Source organism: Streptomyces sp. NPDC003943, from assembly GCF_053605265.1.
Genome location: NZ_JBSGIW010000006.1, coordinates 26,715 through 47,682, shown reverse-complemented (window position 1 = coordinate 47,682; position 20,968 = coordinate 26,715). Strand labels below are relative to the sequence as shown.

Here is a 20,968-nt window from a genome sequence, read left to right as displayed (position 1 = left end):
AGGAGCACACTGCCGCGCTCCGGCCGGGCGCCGCCCTTGACACCGGCGCGCTCCCGCGGGCGGAGGTGCGCGAGACCCATACCGCGGTCGTGCTCTTCGTCGGCGAGCGCGCCTACAAGCTCAAGAAGCCCGTCGACCTGAAGTTCCTGGACTACACCACCACGGAGGCACGGCGGGCCGCATGCGAGCGGGAGGTCACGCTCAACCGGCGCTTCGCCCCGGACGTCTACCTGGGTGTGGGCGAGATCCGGGTCCCTGACACGCAGGCGCCCGAGCCCCTCGTGGCGATGCGCCGCATGCCGGCGGACCGCTGCCTGTCCCGGCTCGTACGGGAAGGAGCCGTCGTCGACGACGCCCTGCGAGCCGTCGCACGGCTCCTCGCCACCTGTCACGCGAGCGCACCCCGCACACCGGAGGTGGACGCGCAGGGCAGCCGGGACGCCCTGTCGTCGCGCTGGGAGACGAGCTTCATTCAGGTTCGTGAGATGTGCGGAGAAGGCCCTCTGCCCGAGGGAGTGGAGGACGTGGAGCGGCTGGCCCGCCGCTATCTCGCCGGGCGTGAGCTGTTGTTCGACACCCGCGTCGAGCAGGGCCGGATCGTCGACGGCCACGGCGACCTGCTCGCCGATGACATCTTCTGCCTCGACGACGGCCCCCGCGTCCTGGACTGTCTGGAGTTCGACGACCACCTGCGCTACGTCGACGGCCTGGACGACGCGGCCTTCCTCGCCATGGACCTGGAACAGCTCCACGCCCCGGATCTGGCGGAGTTCTTCCTGGCCCGGTACAGCGAGTACTCCGGCGACCCCGCGCCACCCTCGCTGCGTCACCACTACGTCGCCTACCGCGCCTTCGTCCGCGCCAAGGTCTCCCTGATCCAGGCCCGTCAAGGCGCGCCGGACGCCGGCCCCGCCGCACGGCGACTGATCACGACGACCCTGCGTCACCTGCGTACCTCCGCCGTCCGCCTGATCCTCGTGGGAGGGCTTCCCGGGAGCGGAAAGTCCACCCTCTCCGGCGCGCTGGCCGACCGTCTGGGCGTCACCCTGCTCAGCACCGACCGCCTGCGCAAGGAACTCGCGGGCATCCCCGCGGAACAGCCCGCTTCCGCCCCGTACGGCGAGGGCCTGTACACGCCCGAGCGGACCGCCACGACCTACGCGGCCCTGCTGGAACACGCAGCCGGCCTGCTGTCCCGCGGCGAGTCCGTCGTCCTCGACGCGACCTGGTCGAACGCCGCGCAGCGCGAAGCCGCACACCGCACGGCCGAGCGCGCCGGCGCCGACCTCGTGGCTCTGCACTGCCGGATCCCGGACGAGATGACGGCGGCCCGTCTGAAGGGCCGCGCCACCGGACCGTCCGACGCCGACCTCGACGTGGCGCTCGCCATGGCAGCGCGGGAGCCGCCGTGGGCGGAAGCCGTCCCGATCGACACCAGCGGCTCCCTGGAAGCCGCGGTCTCCCAGGCGCTGACAGCCGTACGCCCGCACGACACCGGCCCCCTGCTCTTCCGCCGTCCCGCCATGGAGCCGGACTGACAGCGAACGCCGATGCGACCGCCCCCCGACAACCCCACGGCACGACTCGCCCCGACATCCGGGAGCGTCCCGCTCCCTTCTCCTCCGGCAGAAAGGCGACCCGTGATGACCGAGAACATCGCCCCGAACGGCCACGAGAGGCTGCGCATCCTGGAGAACCAGGTGCCGGTCCTGGCCCAGGCCGTCACAGCACCGGCCGAAGGGCTGGAGGAGATCCAGGGACTGTAGGAACCAGGACTGATGAAGGTCTACGACGCGATGAGCCGTCCGGCGGTGACCGTGCCCGCAGGGACACCGGTGCGACAAGTCGCCCAACAGATGGCCGAGTACGGGGTCGGTTCCGTGATCGTCACCGAGGGAGGGGCCCTGCGCGGCATCGTCACCGACCGCGACCTCGCGCTGGCCGCACTCGCACGGGGCCTCGACGCGAACGAGGTGATCGATTCGGTCATGACCTCGCCCGTGATCACGGTAGACGTCACCGACGACATCCACGTGGCCTACCGGACCTTCCGCACGGCCGAGGTCCGTCGCCTGCCCGTCCTGGAGGATCACCGAGTCGTGGGCGTCCTCACCGTGGACGACATGCTCATCGACGTCTTCCAGCGGTTGGCCGACCTCCTGGGCCCGATCGCCTGGAGCGTGCTCGAGGAACCACCCGGGCCGCCCTCCACGGGCACGCGTTCACGCGGAACCTGACCATGCGCCCCTGATGAATCATCCTTTGACGATCCCGAGCGGCACTGGGACCTGTCCAAGCGATCACGTCCGCGGTCGGACGACCAGAGCTGTCGCCGGCCGGGTAGCCGTCGCCGTCCACTGCCGACGCATCTTCGACTCGGGACACTAGAGTCCTGGTCATGGACATGGGGGCGGTACTGATCGCGGTGGTCGGCGTTGCAGGAACTCTCGGGGCCGCGCTGCTGACTCAGCGTGGCGCTGACCGAACCAAGCAGCGCGAGCTGGCGTTGAGCCGGTCCATTCAGGAGGCGCGCGAGGATCGCGAGCTGCGCCGCAAGAGCTACACCGATCTGCACCGAGACGCCCGGCAGTTCGCCACGGCTCTCAGTCGGCACCTCTACGTCATGCGGGATCGTGAGGTCGGGGACGAGGACGTGCGGGTGCTGGAGGAAGCCAAGGACGCTCAGCGCAATCGCTGGTCGGAGGCGATCATGATCGCCCCTGGTGCGGTGCTCGTGGCGGCCCAGGAGGTCAACGACGAACTGACCCGCGTGTACGGGCAGGTGAAGCGTCAGGAGCAGGGCAACCCACGCCCCGGCGAGACGCTCCAAACGGCGGCGGAGGCGCAGCAGGCACTCTGGCCACGAATCCAGGCCATGGGGGATGCCATGCGTCGTGACCTCGGAGTCGTCGACGGGATCAGCGCGCCGCCACGGCCGGCGGGAACCGGCCACGTAGGGGTGCGGGCCGACATGCCCAGTCCCGCCAGAAGAGACATCGGCCCCGAATCCCGGGCATGACCGGTCTCCCCTCGATCCGGTTGTTCACCCCCGCGCCGCACTCGTACAGCGCGGGGCTGACCACCGGACAGCTCCTGGGACTTGTCCGGCCGATCATGCAAATGTCTCGTTCCCGGCTCGTCGTCCTGGGCCTTCCCCGGGCAGCTTGCACCGGAACCACGCCAGATGTCCGGTCGGTCTCACATCGCCATGTGCTCACACGCTTGACCTCAACCACGCTTGAGGTGTGACGGTGATCCACATGACCACGGAATCCACATCCCACGCGGCGGACATCGAAGCGATCGACCAGCTCGTCGCGACCGTCGAGCACTCCCAGCAGAACAAGGACCCCGAAGAGTTCCTCAGCCTCTTCCACCCGGACGCGATCTGGACGACGGCCCACGGCAAGGTCCTCATCGGCCTCGACGCGATCGCGGAGTTCACCCGCAAGGTCCTCCCCGCGGCAAGCTGGGACGGCAAGGTCACCTACGAGGTGGTCCACGTGCTCTTCATCCGCCCCGACGTCGCGGCGGTCAAGGTCCGTCCGCTACCTGGCCCCGGGCGAGGAGAGCGAGGGCGCCCCGCTGTACGTGATCTCGAAGCAAGCCGACGGCCGCTGGCTGCTGACCGCCTGTCAGAACACGGGGGTCGTCGCCGACTAGCCTGCCTGTCGATCACGTTCGGAGCCAGATCGCGAGGGCTGCCACGGTGGCGGTGCCGAGGTAGACGTAACGGCGCTTGTCGTAGCGGGTGTCCACCGCCCTGTGCTGCTTCAACCGATTGACAGCCCGTTCGACGGTGTTGGGTGTCTTGTACCGCTCCTCGTCGATGCAGGGCGGCCGCCGCCCGCCGCGGAGCCTTTGCGCAGGCGGGCGGTCAGGCTGTCGGTCTTCTCCGGGATCGCGTACCGGATGCCCCGGCGCCGCAGGTACTCGCGACACGGACCGTTACTTTTGCGGTGTGGTGCGCGACTGAGGCCGGGGCGTGCGGCCTGGCGGCGAAGCTGGAAACGCAGGATCACCAGGGCCGCGATCACCCGGTCAATGAAGACCAGTTGATGGCTGGGCACGCCGCCCCTCGCCATCCACGGAACGGCCAACTCGGCTACGCGCGCCCCGACCCGACGCCTTGATGCGCCCGTGCAGACACGGTGCGAGAGAGCCGTACGGGCCGAGGAAGACGTACGATCTCCCCAACCCGTACGGCTCTCCTCACGTTCCCCATCAGCCGAAGCCGCTGCTGTCCTGTGCCATTGATCCCCTGAAGGGACGTCGGACCCGGTCAGCCGCGTTGCCGCCATCGCTGTACACGGCGACGCAGCCCCATGCTTCCTCTGCGGGGCCCGGATACGGAAGGTCCACGGCTCCGCCCACCCGGCCTCGTTTCGTGCCGGCTGTTCGGCCAGTAGCGGTCAGGCGACAACACCGGGGCCTGACGCTCCGCCTGCGCCTTGATCTCCCAGTGGGACTCGTGAGCAGTCACACGCCACGCTTCCTCCCACGAGGCCAACGCCGCGCCGACTGCCGCGCCCGCTGTGCCCCGGCGCCGAACGTGGCGCGCCAGCCACACGAGGGCAGCGAGCACCGTGGCCAAACCACCGAAGATCGCGAGTAGCGGAAGAACGTCACCCATGGCGTCGAGGGTACGTGCACCCCGGCCGCGTCACTCAAGGAGTCGAGGGCATCAGCTCAACCTCGAAGGGGTTGGCCGAACGCAGACTGCCACCTGTCGGAGTTCCCGGTCCACCGCCCGCCGGCCGAGCTGCGACGGGTCCACCCTCGCCAGGGTCCCTCGGCGACACCGTCCCGCGCGGTCCGGGGCCCGGTGGGCGACGTCCATCAGGCCCCGACTCCGGGGGAACCCGTGCGTCGGGGGAGGCGCTGGAACGGAGGGTGATGGACACCGCGGCCTTCGCGCCGGCCGAGGAGCAGGGCCTCGTCACCCTGTCCCTGCGGTCGGGAAGCCCGGCAATACGCTCCGAAGTGCCGGCTCACTGCGGGCTTCCGCCAACCGCTGTTCACTGGCCATGAACGGTGACCGGTCGAGGCACGCGCTGTCGGGGCCCGACCGAGCGGTGGTGCGTGCCCATGGCCGACCGGGCTCGCTACGGAGGCACCACGGCCGCCGGCCGTCCCGGCCGGCCGGCGCGCGGCGGCAGGCGTGTACGCGCCTGCGTGTACACGCCTGCCCCTCGGACCGACCCGCACCTCATACCGTGGCGGCCGCCTCGGAGCACTCGCCTGCGACTCGGCTCTGCTCAGCCCACGGGCGTGGTCAGCCGCCCGCGCACACCCTCGTGCCGGAGGAGACGGCCATGACGCCCAAAGAAGGACGTCCCCCGATCGTGGTCGGCCTCTGAACGGCCCGACGCTCCCGAGGTCGCACGCGCGCGCTTTCCCCACCTTTCCCACGCGGTCATCCACCACAGTCACGCGCCGCTCACGGTCGTGCCCCCGGCGTGAACCGGCCACACCACGCATCGGCCCCGGCGCGGGCCCGCTACCTCCGGATGCAGCCGCAGCGTGCGCGCCGGACGGATGCGCGACGGAAGGAAGGGCCCATCCGCTTCTCGCGGATCCTGATTGCGCGGTGCGCGGCTTGACGCCGTTGCTCCGCGTCCTCACGCGGGGTCCTTCCTCACTCTCAGCGAACCATGCCGGCACGGCCGGCACCAGGGCTGGCCGGGCAACGACCGGACCCCGTTCGGCCCTTGCGGGGCCGAGTCCGGACGACGCAGATTCGTGGTGACGCGCGGCCGGGGCAGGCGAGGCCGTGAGGACGTGACCGTCGGAGGCTGTCATGAAGCACCTGCGTACCGTCGACGACGTGATGACCCACGCCGTGGTGTCCGTGAAGCTCGACACCCCGGTGAGGGAGCTCGTCCGCACTCTGCGGCGCTGGGGCGTGAGCGCGGTTCCGGTGCTGTCGCCCGAGGGCCGGGTCGTCGGCGTGGTGTCGGAGGCGGATGTACTCGCCAAGGTCCCGGGCGACGAAGCGGACGGCGGCGCCGGCGAACCGACGGCGGCCCGCCTCATGTCGGCTCCGGCCGTCACGGTCCCCCGCGGCGCCACGATCGCGGGCGCGGCCCGCCTGATGGGGCGCGGACGTCTCAAGCGGCTCCCCGTGGTGGACGGCGACGGCTGCCCGGTCGGCGTCGTCAGCCGCGGCGACCTGCTCAAGGTCTATCTCCGCTCCGACGCCGAACTCGCCGAGGACGTACGCCACGAGATCCTCACCCACCTGATACCCGAGGGCGATGCCACGCTCACCGTCCGGGTCGTGGACGGCGCGGTGACACTCACCGGACGGCTGCCGGCGTCCGTACCCGCGGACCTGGCGGTGCGTCTGGCCCGCGCGGTGCCCGGAGTGGTGGACGCCTCGGCGGAGTTCACGGCCGCGGCGTAGCCGCCTTCGCGGCTGAGTGCGTGAAGTGCCGGACACGCGCGCGTCAGGGCCCCGGGGAAGACCGGAGTGACCCGGTCCTTGTCCGACCGGCGGACGTCGTAGGACGGGTCGCCCTGCGGGCCGGCCGGCCGGAGCCGCATAGGGGCCAACGGTCCCGGAAGGGGACCGTTCGGCACTCCTGCCGGGAAGGTCCGCGCATGAGGCTGGGGTCCACGGGGCTCGCCCGTCCGGTGAAGGAGGAGCGTCATGCAGCACCGCACCGTCTTCGAAGTGATGACGCACAACGTGGTCACCGCCGCTCCCACCACCCCGTTCAAGGAGATCGCCCGTCTCTTCGCCGACCACGACATCTCGGCGGTCCCGGTCGTCGACGAGGAGCGACGCCTGCTCGGCGTGGTGTCGGAGGCCGATCTGCTGCGGGCCACCGCCGAACTCCCCGACCCGGAGGGCCGGGGGCCCGGAGTCCGGCTGCTTGCCCAGGAGCGCGATCTGCCGGACGCGGAGACGGCGGCCGGCCTGATGACCACGCCGGCCGTCGCGGCGCAGGCGGCCTGGAACCTCGTCGAGACCGCCCGCACCATGCATCGCAAGGGCGTGAAACGGCTCCCCGTGACGGACGAGACCGGTCGGCTCGTCGGCATCGTCAGCCGCAGCGATCTGCTGCGGCCCTTCCTGCGCAGCGACTCCGCCATCCAGGACGAGATCGAGCACGACGTGCTGGCCGACACCTTGCGGCTCGCGCCCGACGCGGTTCGCGTGACGGTCGCGGACGGGGTGGTGACCCTGACCGGGCGCGTCGACGAGCGAGCCGACGTCCCGGTGATCGTACGTCTGTGCCGTTCGGTCGACGGGGTGGTCGCCCTGCACGAGTCGATCGAGTACGCCTACGACAATCTCGCCCTCGACGTGGAGCCACCGCGATGAACATGCTGTGGGTGGCCCCGGTGATGGCCGACTACGAGAGCGCCCGAGCCACGTTCTCCTGGCGGCGCGAGCGCGCACGGCTCGCCGGGCTGCCGGACGGCGGCGTCAACATCGGGTACGAGGCGGTCGACCGTCATCTCGTGGAGGGCAACGGCGAACGGGTCGCGCTGCGCTGTGTCGCCCGCGACGGATCCGTGCGGCCGGTCAGCTATGCCCGGCTGGCCGGCGACAGCTCCCGGTTCGCCCACGTCCTCCAGACGCTCGGCGTGGGCCGCGGCGAGGTCGTGTTCACCCTGCTCGGCCGCCGTTACGAGCTGTACGCCGCCGTCCTCGGCACCCTGCGTGCCGGCCGTGTCGTGTGCCCGCTCTTCACCGCCTTCGGCCCCGAACCCGTCGCGCTGCGCATGGAGCTGGGCGACGCGCGGGTTCTCGTCACGACGCGGGAGCTGTACGAGCGCAAGGTGGCACCGGTGCGCTCCCGGCTTCGGCTGCTGCGGCACGTCCTGCTCCTCGATCCCGGTGACGATCCTCCCCCGGGCACCCTCTCCCTCCCCGCTCTGACGGCCGCCGCGCCGGACGCGTACACGGTGGCACCGACCGGCCCCGAGGACCTGGCACTGCTGCATTTCACCAGCGGCACCACGGGCACTCCCAAGGGCGCCATGCATGTGCACGGCGCGGTCCTCGCCCATCACGTCACCGCCGCCTACGCCCTCGACCTGCACGAAGGAGACGTCTTCTGGTGCACCGCGGATCCCGGCTGGGTGACCGGAATGTCGTACGGCGTGATCGCTCCGCTCACCCACGGCGTGACGACCGTCGTCGACGAGGGCGACTTCGCCCCCGGCCGCTGGTACGGCATCCTCGCCGACGAGCACGTGACCGTCTGGTACACCGCGCCCACCGCGCTCCACATGCTCATGCGGGCCGCTCCCCGCGCCGGCGGCCCGCCGACCGCGGGTCACGACCTCTCGTCGCTCCGGTTCGTCGCGAGCGTCGGCGAGCCGCTCAATCCCGAGGCGGTGCACTGGGGCCGCGAGGCGCTCGGCGTGGCGGTCCACGACACCTGGTGGCAGACCGAGACCGGCGCCATCATGATCGCCAACTTCGCGGCCGACCCCGTACGGCCGGGCTCGATGGGTCGTCCGGTGCCCGGCGTCGAGGCCGCGGTGCTCGCGTGCGGCGAGAACGGCCGGGCCGCGGTGGACGGCGGGCACGTCCAGATCCTGCGGGACCCGGGCGTGCAGGGCGAGCTGGCTCTGCGGGCGGGCTGGCCCTCGATGTTCCGCGGCTACCTGCACGAGCCGCAGCGATACGAGGCGTGCTTCGCCGACGGCTGGTACCTGACGGGCGACCTGGTCAGCCGTGACGCCGAGGGCTGGTTCTGGTTCGTCGGCCGCGCGGACGACGTCATCAAGTCCGCCGGGCATCTCATCGGACCGTTCGAGGTGGAGAGCGCCCTCATGGAGCATCCGGCGGTGGCGGAGGCCGGCGTCATCGGGCGCCCGGACCCGCTGGCGGGCGCGATCGTCAAGGCGTTCGTCCTGCTGCGCACCGAGTACCAGGCCGGCGCCGAGCTGCGGCGTGACCTCGTCGCGTTCGCCCGCCGGCGCCTCGGCCCGGCCGTCGCGCCACGGGAGATCGAGTTCGTCGACGACCTGCCGCACACCCGCAGCGGAAAGGTGATGCGCCGACTGCTGCGGGCCCGTGAACTGGGCCTGCCCGAGGGCGATGTGTCGACGCTGGAGACCCCGGAGCCGGCCGGCCCGGCCGGCGCATCCCGGGACTCGGGGAAGGAGCGGTGATGGCCGGCACTCACGGCGGAACGCCCGCCAGGACCCCGGACGCCAAGCGCCCCCGGCGCACCCGCGCCCGGGCGCCCGCGGCGGCCCCCGTTTCCGCCCCCTCCCCCACCACCGACGCGGCCCATGACCTGGAACTGCTGCGGAGGATGCTGCTCATCCGCCGCTTCGAGGAACGGTGCGTCGAGCTCTACAGCGCGGCGGCGATCCGGGGCTTCGTCCACCTGTACATCGGCGAGGAGGCCGTGGCCGTCGGCGTCCACCAGGCGCTCGACGAGCGGGACTCGGTGGTCTCCACGTACCGCGAACACGGTCACGCCCTGGCCCGCGGAGTGACGACCGAAGCCGTCATGGCGGAGATGTACGGGAAGACCACGGGCTGTAGCCACGGCCGCGGCGGGTCCATGCACCTGTTCGACGCCGAGCGCCGCTTCTTCGGCGGCAACGCGATCGTCGGCGGCGGACTGCCGCTCGCGGCAGGACTGGCCCTCGCCGACCGGATGCGCGGGGAATCCCGTGTCACGTGCTGCTTCTTCGGCGACGGCGCCTTCGCCGAGGGCGAGTTCCACGAGACCGCCAACCTGGCCGCGCTCTGGGGACTGCCCGTGCTCTTCGTGTGTGAGAACAACCTGTACGCGATGGGGACGGCCCTCGCGCGTGAACACGCCCAGACCGACCTGGCGATGCGCGCCGCGTCGTACGGCATGGCCGCCTGGGCCGTCGACGGCATGGACGTGCACGCCATGGAGAAGGCGGCACGCGGAGCCGTCGAGTCCATCCGCGCCGGCAACGGCCCGCACTTCCTGGAGGCACGGACCTACCGGTTCCGCGCGCACTCCATGTACGACCCGGACCGCTACCGGCCCAAGGAGGAGATCGAGGAGTGGAAGCGCCACGACCCCGTCGCCGGCCTCACAGAGGGTCTCCGGAAGGCCGGCCTGGTCGACGCGGCCGCCCTGGACGTCCTGGAACGTGAGGTCGCCGAGGAGATCGACCGCGCGGTCCGGGCCGCCGAGGAGGCTCCCGAGGAACCGGCCGAGACCCTGCTGCTCCATGTCACCGGCGAAGGCGAGGAGGTACCGTCATGAGCGCTCGTACCCGACCGGGCGCCCACCCGGACGGCGGTGGCACGACCTACCGGGAAGCCTTGCGGGAAGGGCTGCGGGAGGCACTCGCCTCGGACGACCGGGTCTTCCTCATGGGTGAGGACGTCGGCCGCTACGGCGGCTGCTTCGGCGTGAGCCTCGGTCTGCTCGAGGAGTTCGGCCCGGACCGGGTCCGGGACACCCCGCTGTCGGAGTCCGCGTTCGTCGGTGCGGGAATCGGCGCCGCCCTCGCCGGGATGCGGCCGATCGTCGAGATCATGACCGTCAACTTCAGCCTGCTCGCGCTCGACCAGATCCTCAACAACGCCGCCACCCTGCGGCACATGTCCGGCGGACAGCTCGGCGTGCCGCTGGTGATCCGGATGACGACGGGCGCGGGACGGCAGCTGGCCGCCCAGCACTCCCACAGCCTCGAAGGCTGGTACGCCCACATCCCGGGCCTGCACGTGCTGGCACCGGCCACGCTCGACGACGCCCGCCACGTGCTGGCGGCCGCGCTGGCCGATCCGGACCCGGTGCTCGTATTCGAGCACGGCACTCTGTACAACGCTTCGGGGACCCTCGATCCGGCGGTCCGGCGTGTCGACCTGCGCAGCGCCGCGATCCGCCGCGCGGGAACCGACGTCACGGTCGTCGCCTACGGCGGCTGTGTGCCCAAGGCACTCGAAGCGGCGGAACGCCTCGCCGGCGAGGGGATCAGCGCCGAGGTCGTCGACCTGCGCAGCCTGCGGCCCCTCGACGACGCCACGATCGTCGCCTCGGTCCGGCGCACCCACCGCGCCGTCGTCGTCGACGAGGGATGGCGCAGCGGAAGCCTGTCCGCCGAGATCGAATCACGCATCTGCGAGCAGGCGTTCTTCGACCTGGACGCTCCCGTCGAGCGGGTCTGCAGTGCGGAGGTTCCCATCCCGTACGCGCGCGGGCTGGAGGAGGCGGCCCTCCCTCAGCCGGCCGGCGTCGTGGCGGCGGCCCACCGGGCGGTGGACTGAGATGGCCGAGTTCACGATGCCGTCCCTCGGGGCCGACATGGACGAGGGCACGCTGTCCCAGTGGCTGGTGCACCCGGGCGACCAGGTCACCCGGGGCGACGTCGTCGCGGTCGTCGAGACGTCCAAGTCCGCGATCGAGGTCGAGTGCTTCGAGAGCGGTACGGTCGAGGCGCTCCTCGTCGACGAGGGCACCACCGTGCCCGTGGGCACTGCCCTGGCCCTGATCGCCGCGTCCACCGGCGAGCGCCCCCTCACGACCCCCCTGGTCCGCCGCATCGCCGAGGACCGGCACATCGATCTCACGGCCGTCCACGGCTCGGGCCCGGGCGGGAGGATCACCCGGGCCGACGTGGAGGGCGCGGAAGTTCAGCCTGCGCCCGCGCCTGCCGGGGCGCGCCCGGCCTTGTCGGGGCCTGTCGGTGACACGCCCGTACAGCCGCCGGAGACCACCGGGAGCCGGAAGCGGGTCTCCGCACGCGGACGGCGGCCGGAGGCCACCGCGACCGCTCGCGAGGCGAAGGCCGAACCCGGCCCGGACGGCGCCGAGGAACGCCGGCTCCGGGACGGTCTCCCGCTCCCCCGGCGCACGGCACCGGTCCGGACGGCCGCGGAGCCGGCACAGCGGCCGGAGGCCGCTGCGCCTGCGCGCCGTACGCGTGCGCCGGCCCGTGTGAAGGCGTCACCGCTCGCGAGGAGGCTCGCTGCCGAACTGGAGGTCGATCTCGGCCAGGTGACCGGCACGGGCCGGGGCGGCACCGTCCGCGCGGAGGACGTCAGGACCGCCTCCAAGGCGGCGCGGCCTCCCGTGCTGCAGCACGCGGCGCGGACGGCGACCGCCCGCCTGATGTCCCGCTCGAAGCGCGAGATCCCCCACTTCTACCTCTCCACGACCGTGGACATGGCGGCGGCCCTGGACTGGATGCACGCCCGCAACCGCGAACTGCCTCTGTCCGCCCACCTGGTGCCTGCCGCACTCATGCTCAAGGCGGTCGCACTGGCGGCACGCCGGGTACCCGAACTCAACGGCCACTGGATCGACGACGGCTTCGTCCCCGCCGACGAGGTCCGCCTCGGGGTCGCCGTCTCCCTGCGGGGCGGCGGCCTCGTCGTCCCGGCCCTCGCCCACGCCGACACGCTCTCCGTGCCGGAGGTCATGGCCGCGCTCAAGGACCTGGTGGCACGGGCACGTCATGGCCGTCTCCGGTCGTCCGAGACCGCCGACCCCAGCATCACCGTCACCAACCTCGGCGACCAGGGCGTCGAAGCCGTGTTCGGGGTCGTCTACCCGCCGCAGGTCGCGCTCGTCGGCCTCGGCCGGATCACCGAACGGCCGGTCGCCGTCGACGGCCTCCTGGGAGTACGCCCCACGGTGACGGCGACGCTTTCCGCCGATCACCGCGCGGCGGACGGTGCCACCGGCGCCCGGCTACTGACCGCCCTGGACCGGCTCCTGCACCAACCGGAGGAACTGTGAACCACGACGAGGCAAGGACGTTCGTCCAGCAGGCCGTACAGCGCGTCGTCCCCGACGCCGACTTCACCGGGCTCGACCCCGACGCGTCCCTCCGTGACACGTTCGAGATGGACTCACTGGACTTCCTCGAGTTCGTCGAGGCGCTCGCCGAACTCAGCGGAAGAGAACTCACCGAGGACGACTACCAGGTCCTCGTCACCTGGAACGGCTGCGCCGATCGCCTGGTGAACGGGGCGGGTGTGTCCGCGCACGGGAGGAGCGGGTGATGCGTCACCGCAGGGTCGACGCGCTGATGACCCGTGAGGTGGTGGGTGTCCGCGGCGACGCGCCGTTCGAGAGGATCGTGCGCGCCCTGGCGCAGCACCGGATCGCCGCGGTGCACAGGGCTTTCCCCGGGTCAGGCGCGTGACGCACCCGGCGTCGCCGTCCCGCCCGCCGCGGAGGCCCATCGTCTGCGGACGGATTCCTCGTGCTCGGCCTGCTCCAGGCCGAGTTCGGCGGCGGCCAGTTCTCCGCTCAGCCGGGGGATCCAGTGGTGGCGCAGGGCGCGGACGCGCTGCCGTGTCCTGCGGACCTCGGCCGCCACGACGCGGGACGCCTCGTGCGCGGCGGCGTACTCGGCGGCCGTCCTGACCACCTCTCGGTAGGCCGCCTCGGCCCGCACCAGGGCGCTGTTGCGCGGCGACGGGTCGTCCGGTGAGCGGGCGGCGGGTGTCCAGGTCACGCCTGCGGGGTGACGTACGCCCATGGAGGTCGTGTACGCGAACACGACCCTCGCCCGGTCCGCCACGGCCCCTTGGACCAGAGCCTCTTCCCCGCTCAGCAGCATGCCCCGCAACAGCCACGTCTCGGCCTCGCGAAGCCGGGCCGACCACAATCCGGCCGCCGCCTCCTCGGCCTCCCGCAGCGCTCGCTGCCGCTCCAGCAGGAACAGCAGCTTGCGCTCCAGTACGTCGGCTCCCCGCAGCGCCGTGTCGAGCCGCAGGCGCAGGCGCAGGCGGCCCTCCCGGCCCGGCGGGAGCCGTCGCCCGCTCATTCGTCCTCCTCCGTGTCGGGCGGCTTCTTCCGGGCGCCGAGCAGGGCCTCCGGAAGCATCCCGAGCTCGCTCTCGGGCAGGTTCAGGAGCACGTGCCACGCCGTGTCGAGCGACTCGTGCAGGGAGCGTGGTTCGCCGCGCCGCTGGGCGAGGAAGCGGCGCAGGAAGGCCCGTTCCAGGTCCAGGTAGCGCCGGTCGACGGGGCTCAGGGCCTGTTCTCCGATCAGATCGGCGAGTTCCCGTGCCTGCCGTGCCCGGGCGAGGGCGGCGATGAGCTGCGCGGCGACCGGCAGGTGGTCGTCGCGGGTACGGCCGGCGCCCGCGCCCTTGCGCATCAGTCTGGAGAGCGAGGCGAGGGCGTCGACCGGGGGGTAGACCCCCTGGGCGTGGATCTCGTTCGACAGCACGATCTGGCCCTCGGTGATGTATCCGGTGAGGTCGGGGACGGGATGGGTGATGTCCCCGGCCGGCATGGTGAGCACCGGGAGGACGGTGACCGATCCCGGCCGGCCGCGGATCCTTCCGCAGCGTTCGTAGAGCGAGGCCAGGTCGCTGTACAGATAGCCCGGGTAGGCACGCCGTGCGGGGATCTCCCCCCGGGCCGCGGAGACCTCGCGCAGCGCCTCCGCGTAGGCCGTCATGTCGCCCATGACGACGAGGACGTGCCGGCCGCCGCGGAACGCCAGGTCCTCGGCGACGGTGAGGGCCAGCCGTGGCGTCAGGAGTCGCTCGATCACCGGGTCGTCCGCGGTGTTGAGCAGCAGCACCAGTTCGCCGTCCGCGGAGCGGTCCGCGAGCCCGTCACGGACGAGTACGGCGTCGGCGTGGGTCAGGCCCATCCCTGCGAAGACGACGCTGAAGGGTTCGTCTCCGCAGGAGGACTGGGCGGCGATCTGGATCGCGAGTTCGAGGTGGGGCAGGCCGGCGACGGAGAAGACGGGCAGTTTCTGGCCGCGTACCAGGGTGGTGAGGACGTCGACGGCGGCCACGCCGGTCAGCACCGGCTCCGTCGGCGGCTCCCTGCGCGCCGGGTTGATCGGCGTGCCGCCGATCGCCGCCCGGACCCGGCCCAGGACCGGCGGACCGCCGTCGACGGGATCGCCCCGCCCGTTGCACACCCTGCCCAGCCAGCCGTCGCCGACCGGCACGTGCAGCGGGGTTCCCGCGAACGCGACCCTCGTGGTGTCCGGGCTCATCCCGGTCGTGTCCTCGAAGACCTGGACCACGGCCAGATCCCCGTCGACCTCCAGGACCAGCCCGTGGCGGCGCTCGCCGGAGTCGAGTGTGATCCGGACGTACTCGTCCCACCCCACGCCCGTGACTCCCCCGACCACGACGAGCGGGCCGTGCAGCTCCCGTACGGCGGTGTACTCGATCTCGTAGCCACCGCTCATGCGGGCTCCGCCAGCCGTGCCAGGACCGTGTCGCGGGCCGCGATGACGGCGGCCGTGTCCTCGGGCCCGGCCGCGTCGCGGGCGCGCAGGACCGGGGTGAAGTCGACGGCCTCGACGGTCTCCACGTCCGTCCCGGCGTCGACGAGGGCGGCACAGCGGTCGATCACGGCCAGGACGGCGTCCGCGAGAGCGGCCGTCTTCCGCGGTGCGCAGTAGGCGTCCCGGGGCGAGAGCGCGCTCTGCTGGAGAACGCCCTCGCGGATCAGCCTGCCGCCGAGCACGCCGACGCGTTCGCCCGGCGGCAGGGCGGTCAGCCCGAGGAGTTCGACGAGTCCGGCGAGCCGGTCGGCCTCGGCCAGGCGCGCCGCGACCCGCCCGCGCCGCTCGGCCGTCGCTCCGGATCCGCCCTCCGCCGGCGCGGCGGCGTCCCTGGAGAACGAGTCGGGCCAGGACACGGCCGGGTAGTGACGGGCGTACGCGAGGTCGCGGTCCAGGGACCACAGGCACCGCACGAAGCGCTCCGTGTGCGCGGTGACGGGTTCGGTCAGGTCCCCGCCGGGTGGCGAGACGGCGCCGATGACGGTGACGGAGCCCGTGGTACCGCCCAGGGTCCGCACGGCGGCGGCGCGTTCGTAGAAGGCTGCCAGTTCGGAGGCGAGGTCGGCGGGGTAGCCCTCCTCGGCGGGCAGCCGGCCCATGCGGGCGGCGAACTCGCGCAGCGCCTCCGCCCAGCGGGACGTGGAGTCGGCGATCACCACGGCGTCGAGTCCCATGTCCCGGAAGTACTCGGCGACCGTGGCGCCGGTGTGGACGCTCGCCTCGCGCGCCATCATCGGCATGTTCGAGGTGTTGGCGACGGTCACGGTGCGGTCGGAGAGCCGGCCGCCGGTGCGCGGGTCCGCCAGCTGTGACAGCTCGTCGATCACGTCGGCCATCTCGTTGCCGCGTTCTCCGCAGCCCACGTAGACGATGACGTCGGCATCGCACCACTTGGCGATCTGCTGGAGCAGCATGGTCTTCCCGGTCCCGAACCCGCCGGGGACTGCGACGGTGCTTCCCCGGGTCACGGGAAAGAGCAGATCGATCACCCTCTGACCGGTGACGAGCGGTTCGCGGGCGACGAGGCGTTCCCGTACCGGGCGCGGTACGCGTACGGGCCAGTCGGACGCGATGCGCACTTCCGTACCCGCGATCACCGCCAGCACCTCGTCCTCCCCGTACCGGCCCTCCGGCGCGACGCGGTCGACGGTTCCCGTGCAGCCGGGCGGTACCAGCAGGCGGAGCGGCACCGCGGGCCCGGCTCCGTCGAGGGCGCCGAGCACGGCGCCCTCCGCCAGGTGCTGTCCGGCGGCCGCCGCCGGGCGGAAGGTCCAGGTGCGCTCTCCCGGCCGTGCCGCGGACTCCCCCGGTGCCAGGCGTTCGCCGGCCGTGTCGAGGGGCCTGAGCAGACCGTCGAACACACCACCGAGGAGGCCGGGGCTCAGCCGCACCGAGAGGGGCCTGCGCAGCCGGCGGACCGGGTGGCCGGGGGCCAGACCGCCGGTGTACTCGTACGCCTGAAGGGTGGCCACCGTGCCCCTGATCGCCACCACTTCGGCGGTGAGCCCGGCGTCGCCCAGCAGGACCAGCTCCCCCATGGCCATGCCGCCGGTGTAGTCCACCTCCACCAGGGGGCCCGTCACCCGGCGCACTCGCGGCGGGGTCACGGCATCCACAGGGCCTCCGCTTCCGCTCCGAACCGTTCCAGTGCCCGGTCGGTCAGGGTGTCGGGGGTGAGGTCGACCCGGCGGCCCAGGGCCGCCACCGTCAGTCCGCCGTCCGGCCCGGCGGCCACCGCTGCCCGGGGTCCGAGCAGCTCGTGGGCACGCCGCCGTAGCCGGGCCTGGGCGGTCCGGTCGGCGGCCGCCTGGCGGACTGACTCGCGCACCCGGGCGCGCAGCATCGCGTACGCCTCGGACTCCGCCTCCAGCTCGAGTCGTCTGGCCGTCAGGCGGGCGGCGGTACGACGGGCGTTCGCAGCCGTCAGCCCGTCCGCTCGTCCCTGCTGCCGGGCCCGCTCCAGGATCGCGGCGGCCTCGTCACGAGCCGCTGCCAGGAGCTCCTCGGCCTGGCGGACGGCATCCGCCAGGACGGCCTCGGCGTCGGCGCGCGCCGCGCGGAGCAGCGCCTCACGCACCGGGTCGAGTTCCCCGTCCGCTCCCTCCGGCCGCGCCTGCCGGGCCCGCCGCCTCCTCACGGTGGCATCACCACCGTGAGGAGGCCGCCTTCCGCCAGCTCCGGCCCCAGCACTCCGGCCGCCGCGGAGGTGACGATCACGAGGGACGCGTCGTCCGGCAGTGACCGCCAGGCCTCCCGCACGTCCTCCGCGCGCTCCGCCTCGAACACGAGGACACCGGCCAGGGCGAAACCGCGCACTCTCATGTGCTCACCGACGGCCGCGACGGTCCCCATCGCTCATGCCTTTCCGATCAGGAGAATCGCGACCACCAGGCCGTAGACGGCGATGCCCTCGGCGAGTCCCACGATGACCATCGCCCGGCCGAAGAGTTCCGGCCGTTCGCTCAGGGCGGCCAGCGCGGCCGCGCCCGTGTAGGCGACGGCCACGGCCGCGCCGATCGACGCCCCGGCCACCGCGATGGCCGCCGCGATGAGGGCGGACCCGTTCGGCCCGGTCGCCGCGGCCTGGGCGGGCGCGCCGAGCGCGACTCCGGAGAGGCCCATGACGAGGAGGGCCAGGGCTCCCGCGAACATCATCAGGTTCGACACCACGAGCCATCGGACGGACCGTCTCCCGTCACGCCTGGCGAGTTTGCGGAAGACCCAGAAGCCGGCGGCCAGGAAGGGCAGGGCGAGCAACCAGGCGATCATGCGGTCACCTCCGGATCGGCCATCGGCACGTGCCAGGGACGGAACGGACGTCCTTGCTCCTCGAAGACCCGTGAGAACAGCTCGTAGTACTCCAGCCTGAGTGACTGGACTCCGGCGACCAGCGCCTCCAGGGCGAACGAGACGGCCGTGGCGACGCCGAAGAGCACGACGGCCGCCACGAGCGGCCCGGGTCCCTGCCGGGCGAGCCCGGTGGTTCCCCTCCAGATGACGTCCGCCAGCGCCGCGTGGGTGAGGCCGAAGGCCGCCAGCCGGGCGAAGGAGACGGTGTTCGTGCCGGCCCGAACGAGCACCTCGAAGAGGCGAACGCCGGTCTCGGCCGCGCCCGCCGCGCCGCCCGGAGTGGCGGCGAAGAACCCCGCGCCCGCGAGGAGCAGGCCGAGCGGGAAGAGAGCGGCACCTGCGACGGCGTACGCCCGCTCGTCCAGGTACAGCCCGGCACCCACGAGGGCGAGGGACGCGTACACGGCGAGACCGGCGCAGCCGGTCGGGGCGTACACGGCCCGCGCGGGACCCCCTTCACGCCACCGGTTGACCGCGCCCGCCACGTAGGCGAGTGCCAGGAGCACTCCGCCGAACAGGATCGAGGCGGTCAGCAGCCGCTCCGGCGAGTCGAGGGGATCGAGCCACAGGACGGGCAGGATCCCGGTCGGCCCGAAGAACTCCCCGTAGGCGAGGCCGGCCAGGACGGTGGCGGTCCCGGCCCCGGCCAGGAAGGTCCGCAGCCGGCGGTATCGCGCCAGGAAGGACGGCACCCCGCGTCGCAGCGCGAGGGCCAGGAGGAGGAGCAGCAGGCCGTAGCCGACGTCACCGAACATGACGCCGAACATCACGACGAAGACGATCCCCGACGGCCACGAGGGGTCGAGATCCCGGTAGGACATCGCGCCGTAGGTGGTCACCAGCGGCGCGAACGAGCCCGTCGGCCTGCGCGACCCGCGCAGCAGCGTCGGTGGCTCGACGCCTCGTGGCGCCGGGAGCACGACCGCCGCCGCGCCGACGGCCGCGAGCCGTCCCGCGAGCCGCGGCACGTCCGGGGCGGGGCACCAGCCGGTCAGCGCCGCGACTTCTCCGCGCCGGACCGCGGCCCGGTCGAAGGCCGCCAGTTGCGCCTCCCCTGCCAGCAGGTCCTCTCGACGCTCCCGACGCAGCGCCCCGAGGTCGGGTGCGGTCGGTGTGAGCAACGCCTCGGCACGCGCGACGGACGGAAGTCCCCGGGCTGCAGCGACCGCCGCGGCGGATTCGCCGTTCTCCGCCCCGTCCAGTTCGACACATCCCTCGTCGGCGACGCGCACGAGGGCGTCCCGCATCGCCGACGAAGGGGCGACGAGGGCCACCCGTCGCATCCGTACCGGCAGAAGCCTCTCAACCGACCAGGTCATCGAACACCTCCATCGGCCCTCCGCCGTGCGCCGCGAGCTCCAGCGCGGCCCGCACGCGCCATGCGTCCACGGAGAGCGCGGCCACCGCACCCACCACCGTTTCGGGTCCGTACTTCGAGCCGCGCAGCATGTCCTCCGCGTCCCGGTCCAGGGCCGCCCACCAGCGGGCCTCCGCACGCCACAGGTCCGCCAGGTCGTCGACGCCCTCCACGAACCAGCGGGCTCCGGTGGGGAGCCGGTCCCGGAATTCGCGGAAGCCGGACGCCTCCAGGGCGCGCGCTCCCAGGACGGCCGCCGCACGGAGCCGAACCGGCGTCGGCAGGACCCGGCCGTGGACGAACACCTCGCGGGCCACGAGAAGGGCGGCTCGGCCCTCGGCCCACGTGCGTGCGGGCCCCACGGTCGCGGTCCGGGCCGCGGCGGCCATGCGCATGCCGATCCCCACGGCCCAGGGGCTTTCGACGCCGGGATCGCCCCAGGGCGAGGTGGCGAGCACCCGGCGCACGGCGCCTGCGGAAGTGGCGCGTTCGAGACGTCGCCATGACGTGCCGAGCGTGCCGAGCCGATAGGGCGGCGGGGGTGGCGCCGCGCCGGAGAAGGACCGCAGGAGCGCTTCGACGTTGGCGATCTCGAAGCCCGAGGCGAGCGGCCGCAGCAGGCGCGCGCCGCCGTGCGGCAGCCACCCCGCGAGGACCCGCAGATTCCAGAGCAGCGCGGCCGTCACACCGCGCTGCGCGGCGGCGAGCGACGATTCCGCGGCGACCGCTGCCCGGTAGGGAGAGCCGTCCAGGCCGCGCAGGGCATGCGCGAGGGACGCACTCGCGGCCAGCTCCCGGGTGGCGCCGGCCCCCAGTCGCTGGGACGTCAGAGCTCCCGCCCTGCTCACACCGGCGACCCACCCGGCGCCCATGCGCCGCTCCCCACGCCGTCGGGGCGGCCGAGGGCGTACTCGGTCACGCGATCGGCGAGAGCGGGGATCCGCTCGCCGGCCCGCCTGCGCACCTGCTCCGCCGCGCTGCGGCCGGCCGCGAGCAGCACGATCTCCTCGCGACGGGCCGCGGCCGACGCGGACGCCGCTGCTTCCGTGCGCACCCGTTCCGTCCGTTCCCGGGCGTCGGCCACGATGTCGCCGGCCTGCCGGGCCGCCCGCCGTACGACGGCCGCGGCCTCCTCCGCGGCTCCGGCGCGGATCTCCGACGCCTCGTCCTGTACGCCCGTGAGCCGGGTGAGCACCGGAGCCAGCTCGACGGTCGGCTCGCCCGTACGGTCAGCGGGCACCGCGGCGACGGCCGCTCCGGGCGTGGCCACACGCCGGAACCGTGCGAGGAAGGTCCGAAGTCGCATCCGGCGGCCTCCTCTCTCACTTCGTTTACAGTCTCGCCACCCTCGCGCGAGCTGTCGCCTCGAACCGGGCGCCGGCATACCGACGGCCGTCCGGACCGACCGTCGGAGCGGCTCCCGGGTCAGCGCTCGCCCGGCCCCCGCACCACGGCGACCGGGCCGTGCGCACAGTGCGGCACCACCTGGCTGACCGAGCCCGGCAGCAGGCCCGCGCGACCACGGCCGACC

General features: G+C 73.0%; 21 protein-coding genes and 1 pseudogene. 13 read left to right on the top strand and 9 right to left on the bottom strand.

The features are described from left to right. Window positions 1-65 precede the first annotated feature (65 nt). The 13 genes and pseudogenes from ACWEV0_RS04175 (at window position 66) to ACWEV0_RS04115 (ending at window position 13,110) form a co-directional block, all read left to right on the top strand. Window positions 66-1,538 (top strand): bifunctional aminoglycoside phosphotransferase/ATP-binding protein, encoded by a 1,473-nt coding sequence (locus ACWEV0_RS04175; RefSeq protein ID WP_453146395.1) that lies wholly within the window; start codon window positions 66-68, stop codon window positions 1,536-1,538. 105 nt (window positions 1,539-1,643) lie between these two features. Beyond that, window positions 1,644-1,766 (top strand): hypothetical protein, encoded by a 123-nt coding sequence (locus ACWEV0_RS04170; protein WP_453146279.1) that lies wholly within the window; start codon window positions 1,644-1,646, stop codon window positions 1,764-1,766. A 12-nt stretch (window positions 1,767-1,778) separates the two neighbouring features. After that, window positions 1,779-2,237 carry a CBS domain-containing protein gene (locus tag ACWEV0_RS04165; protein WP_453146277.1) on the top strand — a complete coding sequence of 153 codons (459 nt, stop codon included), beginning with the start codon at window positions 1,779-1,781 and terminating at the stop codon, window positions 2,235-2,237. 161 nt (window positions 2,238-2,398) lie between these two features. Further along, a complete protein-coding gene (locus tag ACWEV0_RS04160) occupies window positions 2,399-3,019 on the top strand; it encodes a hypothetical protein (protein WP_453146275.1) in 621 nt (206 codons plus the stop codon). 241 nt (window positions 3,020-3,260) lie between these two features. After that, window positions 3,261-3,663 (top strand): annotated as a pseudogene (locus tag ACWEV0_RS04155) (SgcJ/EcaC family oxidoreductase). A gap of 2,137 nt (window positions 3,664-5,800) precedes the next feature. Then, on the top strand, window positions 5,801-6,406 hold the full coding sequence (locus ACWEV0_RS04150; RefSeq protein WP_453146273.1) for a CBS domain-containing protein: 606 nt from the start codon (window positions 5,801-5,803) through the stop codon (window positions 6,404-6,406). 246 nt (window positions 6,407-6,652) lie between these two features. Then, window positions 6,653-7,330, top strand: coding sequence for a CBS domain-containing protein (locus ACWEV0_RS04145; protein WP_453146271.1), 678 nt, complete (start codon window positions 6,653-6,655; stop codon window positions 7,328-7,330). Beyond that, on the top strand, window positions 7,327-9,135 hold the full coding sequence (acsA, locus tag ACWEV0_RS04140; RefSeq protein ID WP_453146269.1) for an acetate--CoA ligase: 1,809 nt from the start codon (window positions 7,327-7,329) through the stop codon (window positions 9,133-9,135). The genes ACWEV0_RS04145 and acsA overlap by 4 nt, the downstream gene beginning before the upstream one ends. Continuing rightward, a complete protein-coding gene (gene pdhA / locus ACWEV0_RS04135; RefSeq protein ID WP_453146267.1) occupies window positions 9,135-10,220 on the top strand; it encodes a pyruvate dehydrogenase (acetyl-transferring) E1 component subunit alpha in 1,086 nt (361 codons plus the stop codon). Before acsA ends, pdhA begins: the two co-directional genes overlap by 1 nt. Continuing rightward, entirely contained in the window at window positions 10,217-11,227 is a 1,011-nt protein-coding gene (locus ACWEV0_RS04130; protein ID WP_453146265.1) for an alpha-ketoacid dehydrogenase subunit beta, read from the top strand. The genes pdhA and ACWEV0_RS04130 overlap by 4 nt, the downstream gene beginning before the upstream one ends. A gap of 1 nt (window position 11,228) precedes the next feature. After that, window positions 11,229-12,701, top strand: a complete 1,473-nt coding sequence (locus ACWEV0_RS04125; protein WP_453146264.1) for a 2-oxo acid dehydrogenase subunit E2 — start codon at window positions 11,229-11,231, stop codon at window positions 12,699-12,701. Then, entirely contained in the window at window positions 12,698-12,967 is a 270-nt protein-coding gene (locus ACWEV0_RS04120) for an acyl carrier protein (protein WP_453146262.1), read from the top strand. Before ACWEV0_RS04125 ends, ACWEV0_RS04120 begins: the two co-directional genes overlap by 4 nt. Further along, window positions 12,967-13,110, top strand: coding sequence for a hypothetical protein (locus tag ACWEV0_RS04115; protein ID WP_453146260.1), 144 nt, complete (start codon window positions 12,967-12,969; stop codon window positions 13,108-13,110). Before ACWEV0_RS04120 ends, ACWEV0_RS04115 begins: the two co-directional genes overlap by 1 nt. Here the strand turns inward: ACWEV0_RS04115 and ACWEV0_RS04110 are convergent. Genes ACWEV0_RS04110 through ACWEV0_RS04070 form a run of 9 tightly spaced genes read right to left on the bottom strand, consistent with a single transcriptional unit; the run spans window position 13,099 to window position 20,743 of the window. After that, window positions 13,099-13,737, bottom strand: coding sequence for a V-type ATP synthase subunit D (locus tag ACWEV0_RS04110; RefSeq protein WP_453146259.1), 639 nt, complete (start codon window positions 13,735-13,737; stop codon window positions 13,099-13,101). The two genes, ACWEV0_RS04115 and ACWEV0_RS04110, sit on opposite strands and share 12 nt — an antisense overlap. Then, complete coding sequence (locus tag ACWEV0_RS04105) at window positions 13,734-15,131, bottom strand: V-type ATP synthase subunit B (protein WP_453146257.1); 1,398 nt, start codon at window positions 15,129-15,131, stop codon at window positions 13,734-13,736. Before ACWEV0_RS04105 ends, ACWEV0_RS04110 begins: the two co-directional genes overlap by 4 nt. Continuing rightward, window positions 15,128-16,837, bottom strand: coding sequence for a V-type ATP synthase subunit A (locus ACWEV0_RS04100; protein ID WP_453146256.1), 1,710 nt, complete (start codon window positions 16,835-16,837; stop codon window positions 15,128-15,130). The genes ACWEV0_RS04105 and ACWEV0_RS04100 overlap by 4 nt, the downstream gene beginning before the upstream one ends. After that, window positions 16,834-17,367: a hypothetical protein gene (locus ACWEV0_RS04095; protein ID WP_453146255.1), complete on the bottom strand. Its 534-nt coding sequence runs from the start codon at window positions 17,365-17,367 to the stop codon at window positions 16,834-16,836. Before ACWEV0_RS04095 ends, ACWEV0_RS04100 begins: the two co-directional genes overlap by 4 nt. Beyond that, window positions 17,364-17,582 carry a V-type ATP synthase subunit F gene (locus tag ACWEV0_RS04090; RefSeq protein ID WP_453146253.1) on the bottom strand — a complete coding sequence of 73 codons (219 nt, stop codon included), beginning with the start codon at window positions 17,580-17,582 and terminating at the stop codon, window positions 17,364-17,366. Before ACWEV0_RS04090 ends, ACWEV0_RS04095 begins: the two co-directional genes overlap by 4 nt. 3 nt (window positions 17,583-17,585) lie before the next feature. Next, window positions 17,586-17,999: an ATP synthase subunit C gene (locus ACWEV0_RS04085; RefSeq protein WP_453146252.1), complete on the bottom strand. Its 414-nt coding sequence runs from the start codon at window positions 17,997-17,999 to the stop codon at window positions 17,586-17,588. Then, window positions 17,996-19,399, bottom strand: a complete 1,404-nt coding sequence (locus tag ACWEV0_RS04080; protein ID WP_453146250.1) for a V-type ATPase 116kDa subunit family protein — start codon at window positions 19,397-19,399, stop codon at window positions 17,996-17,998. The genes ACWEV0_RS04085 and ACWEV0_RS04080 overlap by 4 nt, the downstream gene beginning before the upstream one ends. Continuing rightward, on the bottom strand, window positions 19,383-20,309 hold the full coding sequence (locus ACWEV0_RS04075) for a hypothetical protein (RefSeq protein ID WP_453146249.1): 927 nt from the start codon (window positions 20,307-20,309) through the stop codon (window positions 19,383-19,385). The genes ACWEV0_RS04080 and ACWEV0_RS04075 overlap by 17 nt, the downstream gene beginning before the upstream one ends. Next, window positions 20,282-20,743 carry a hypothetical protein gene (locus ACWEV0_RS04070; RefSeq protein ID WP_453146247.1) on the bottom strand — a complete coding sequence of 154 codons (462 nt, stop codon included), beginning with the start codon at window positions 20,741-20,743 and terminating at the stop codon, window positions 20,282-20,284. The genes ACWEV0_RS04075 and ACWEV0_RS04070 overlap by 28 nt, the downstream gene beginning before the upstream one ends. Window positions 20,744-20,968: the final 225 nt, after the last annotated feature.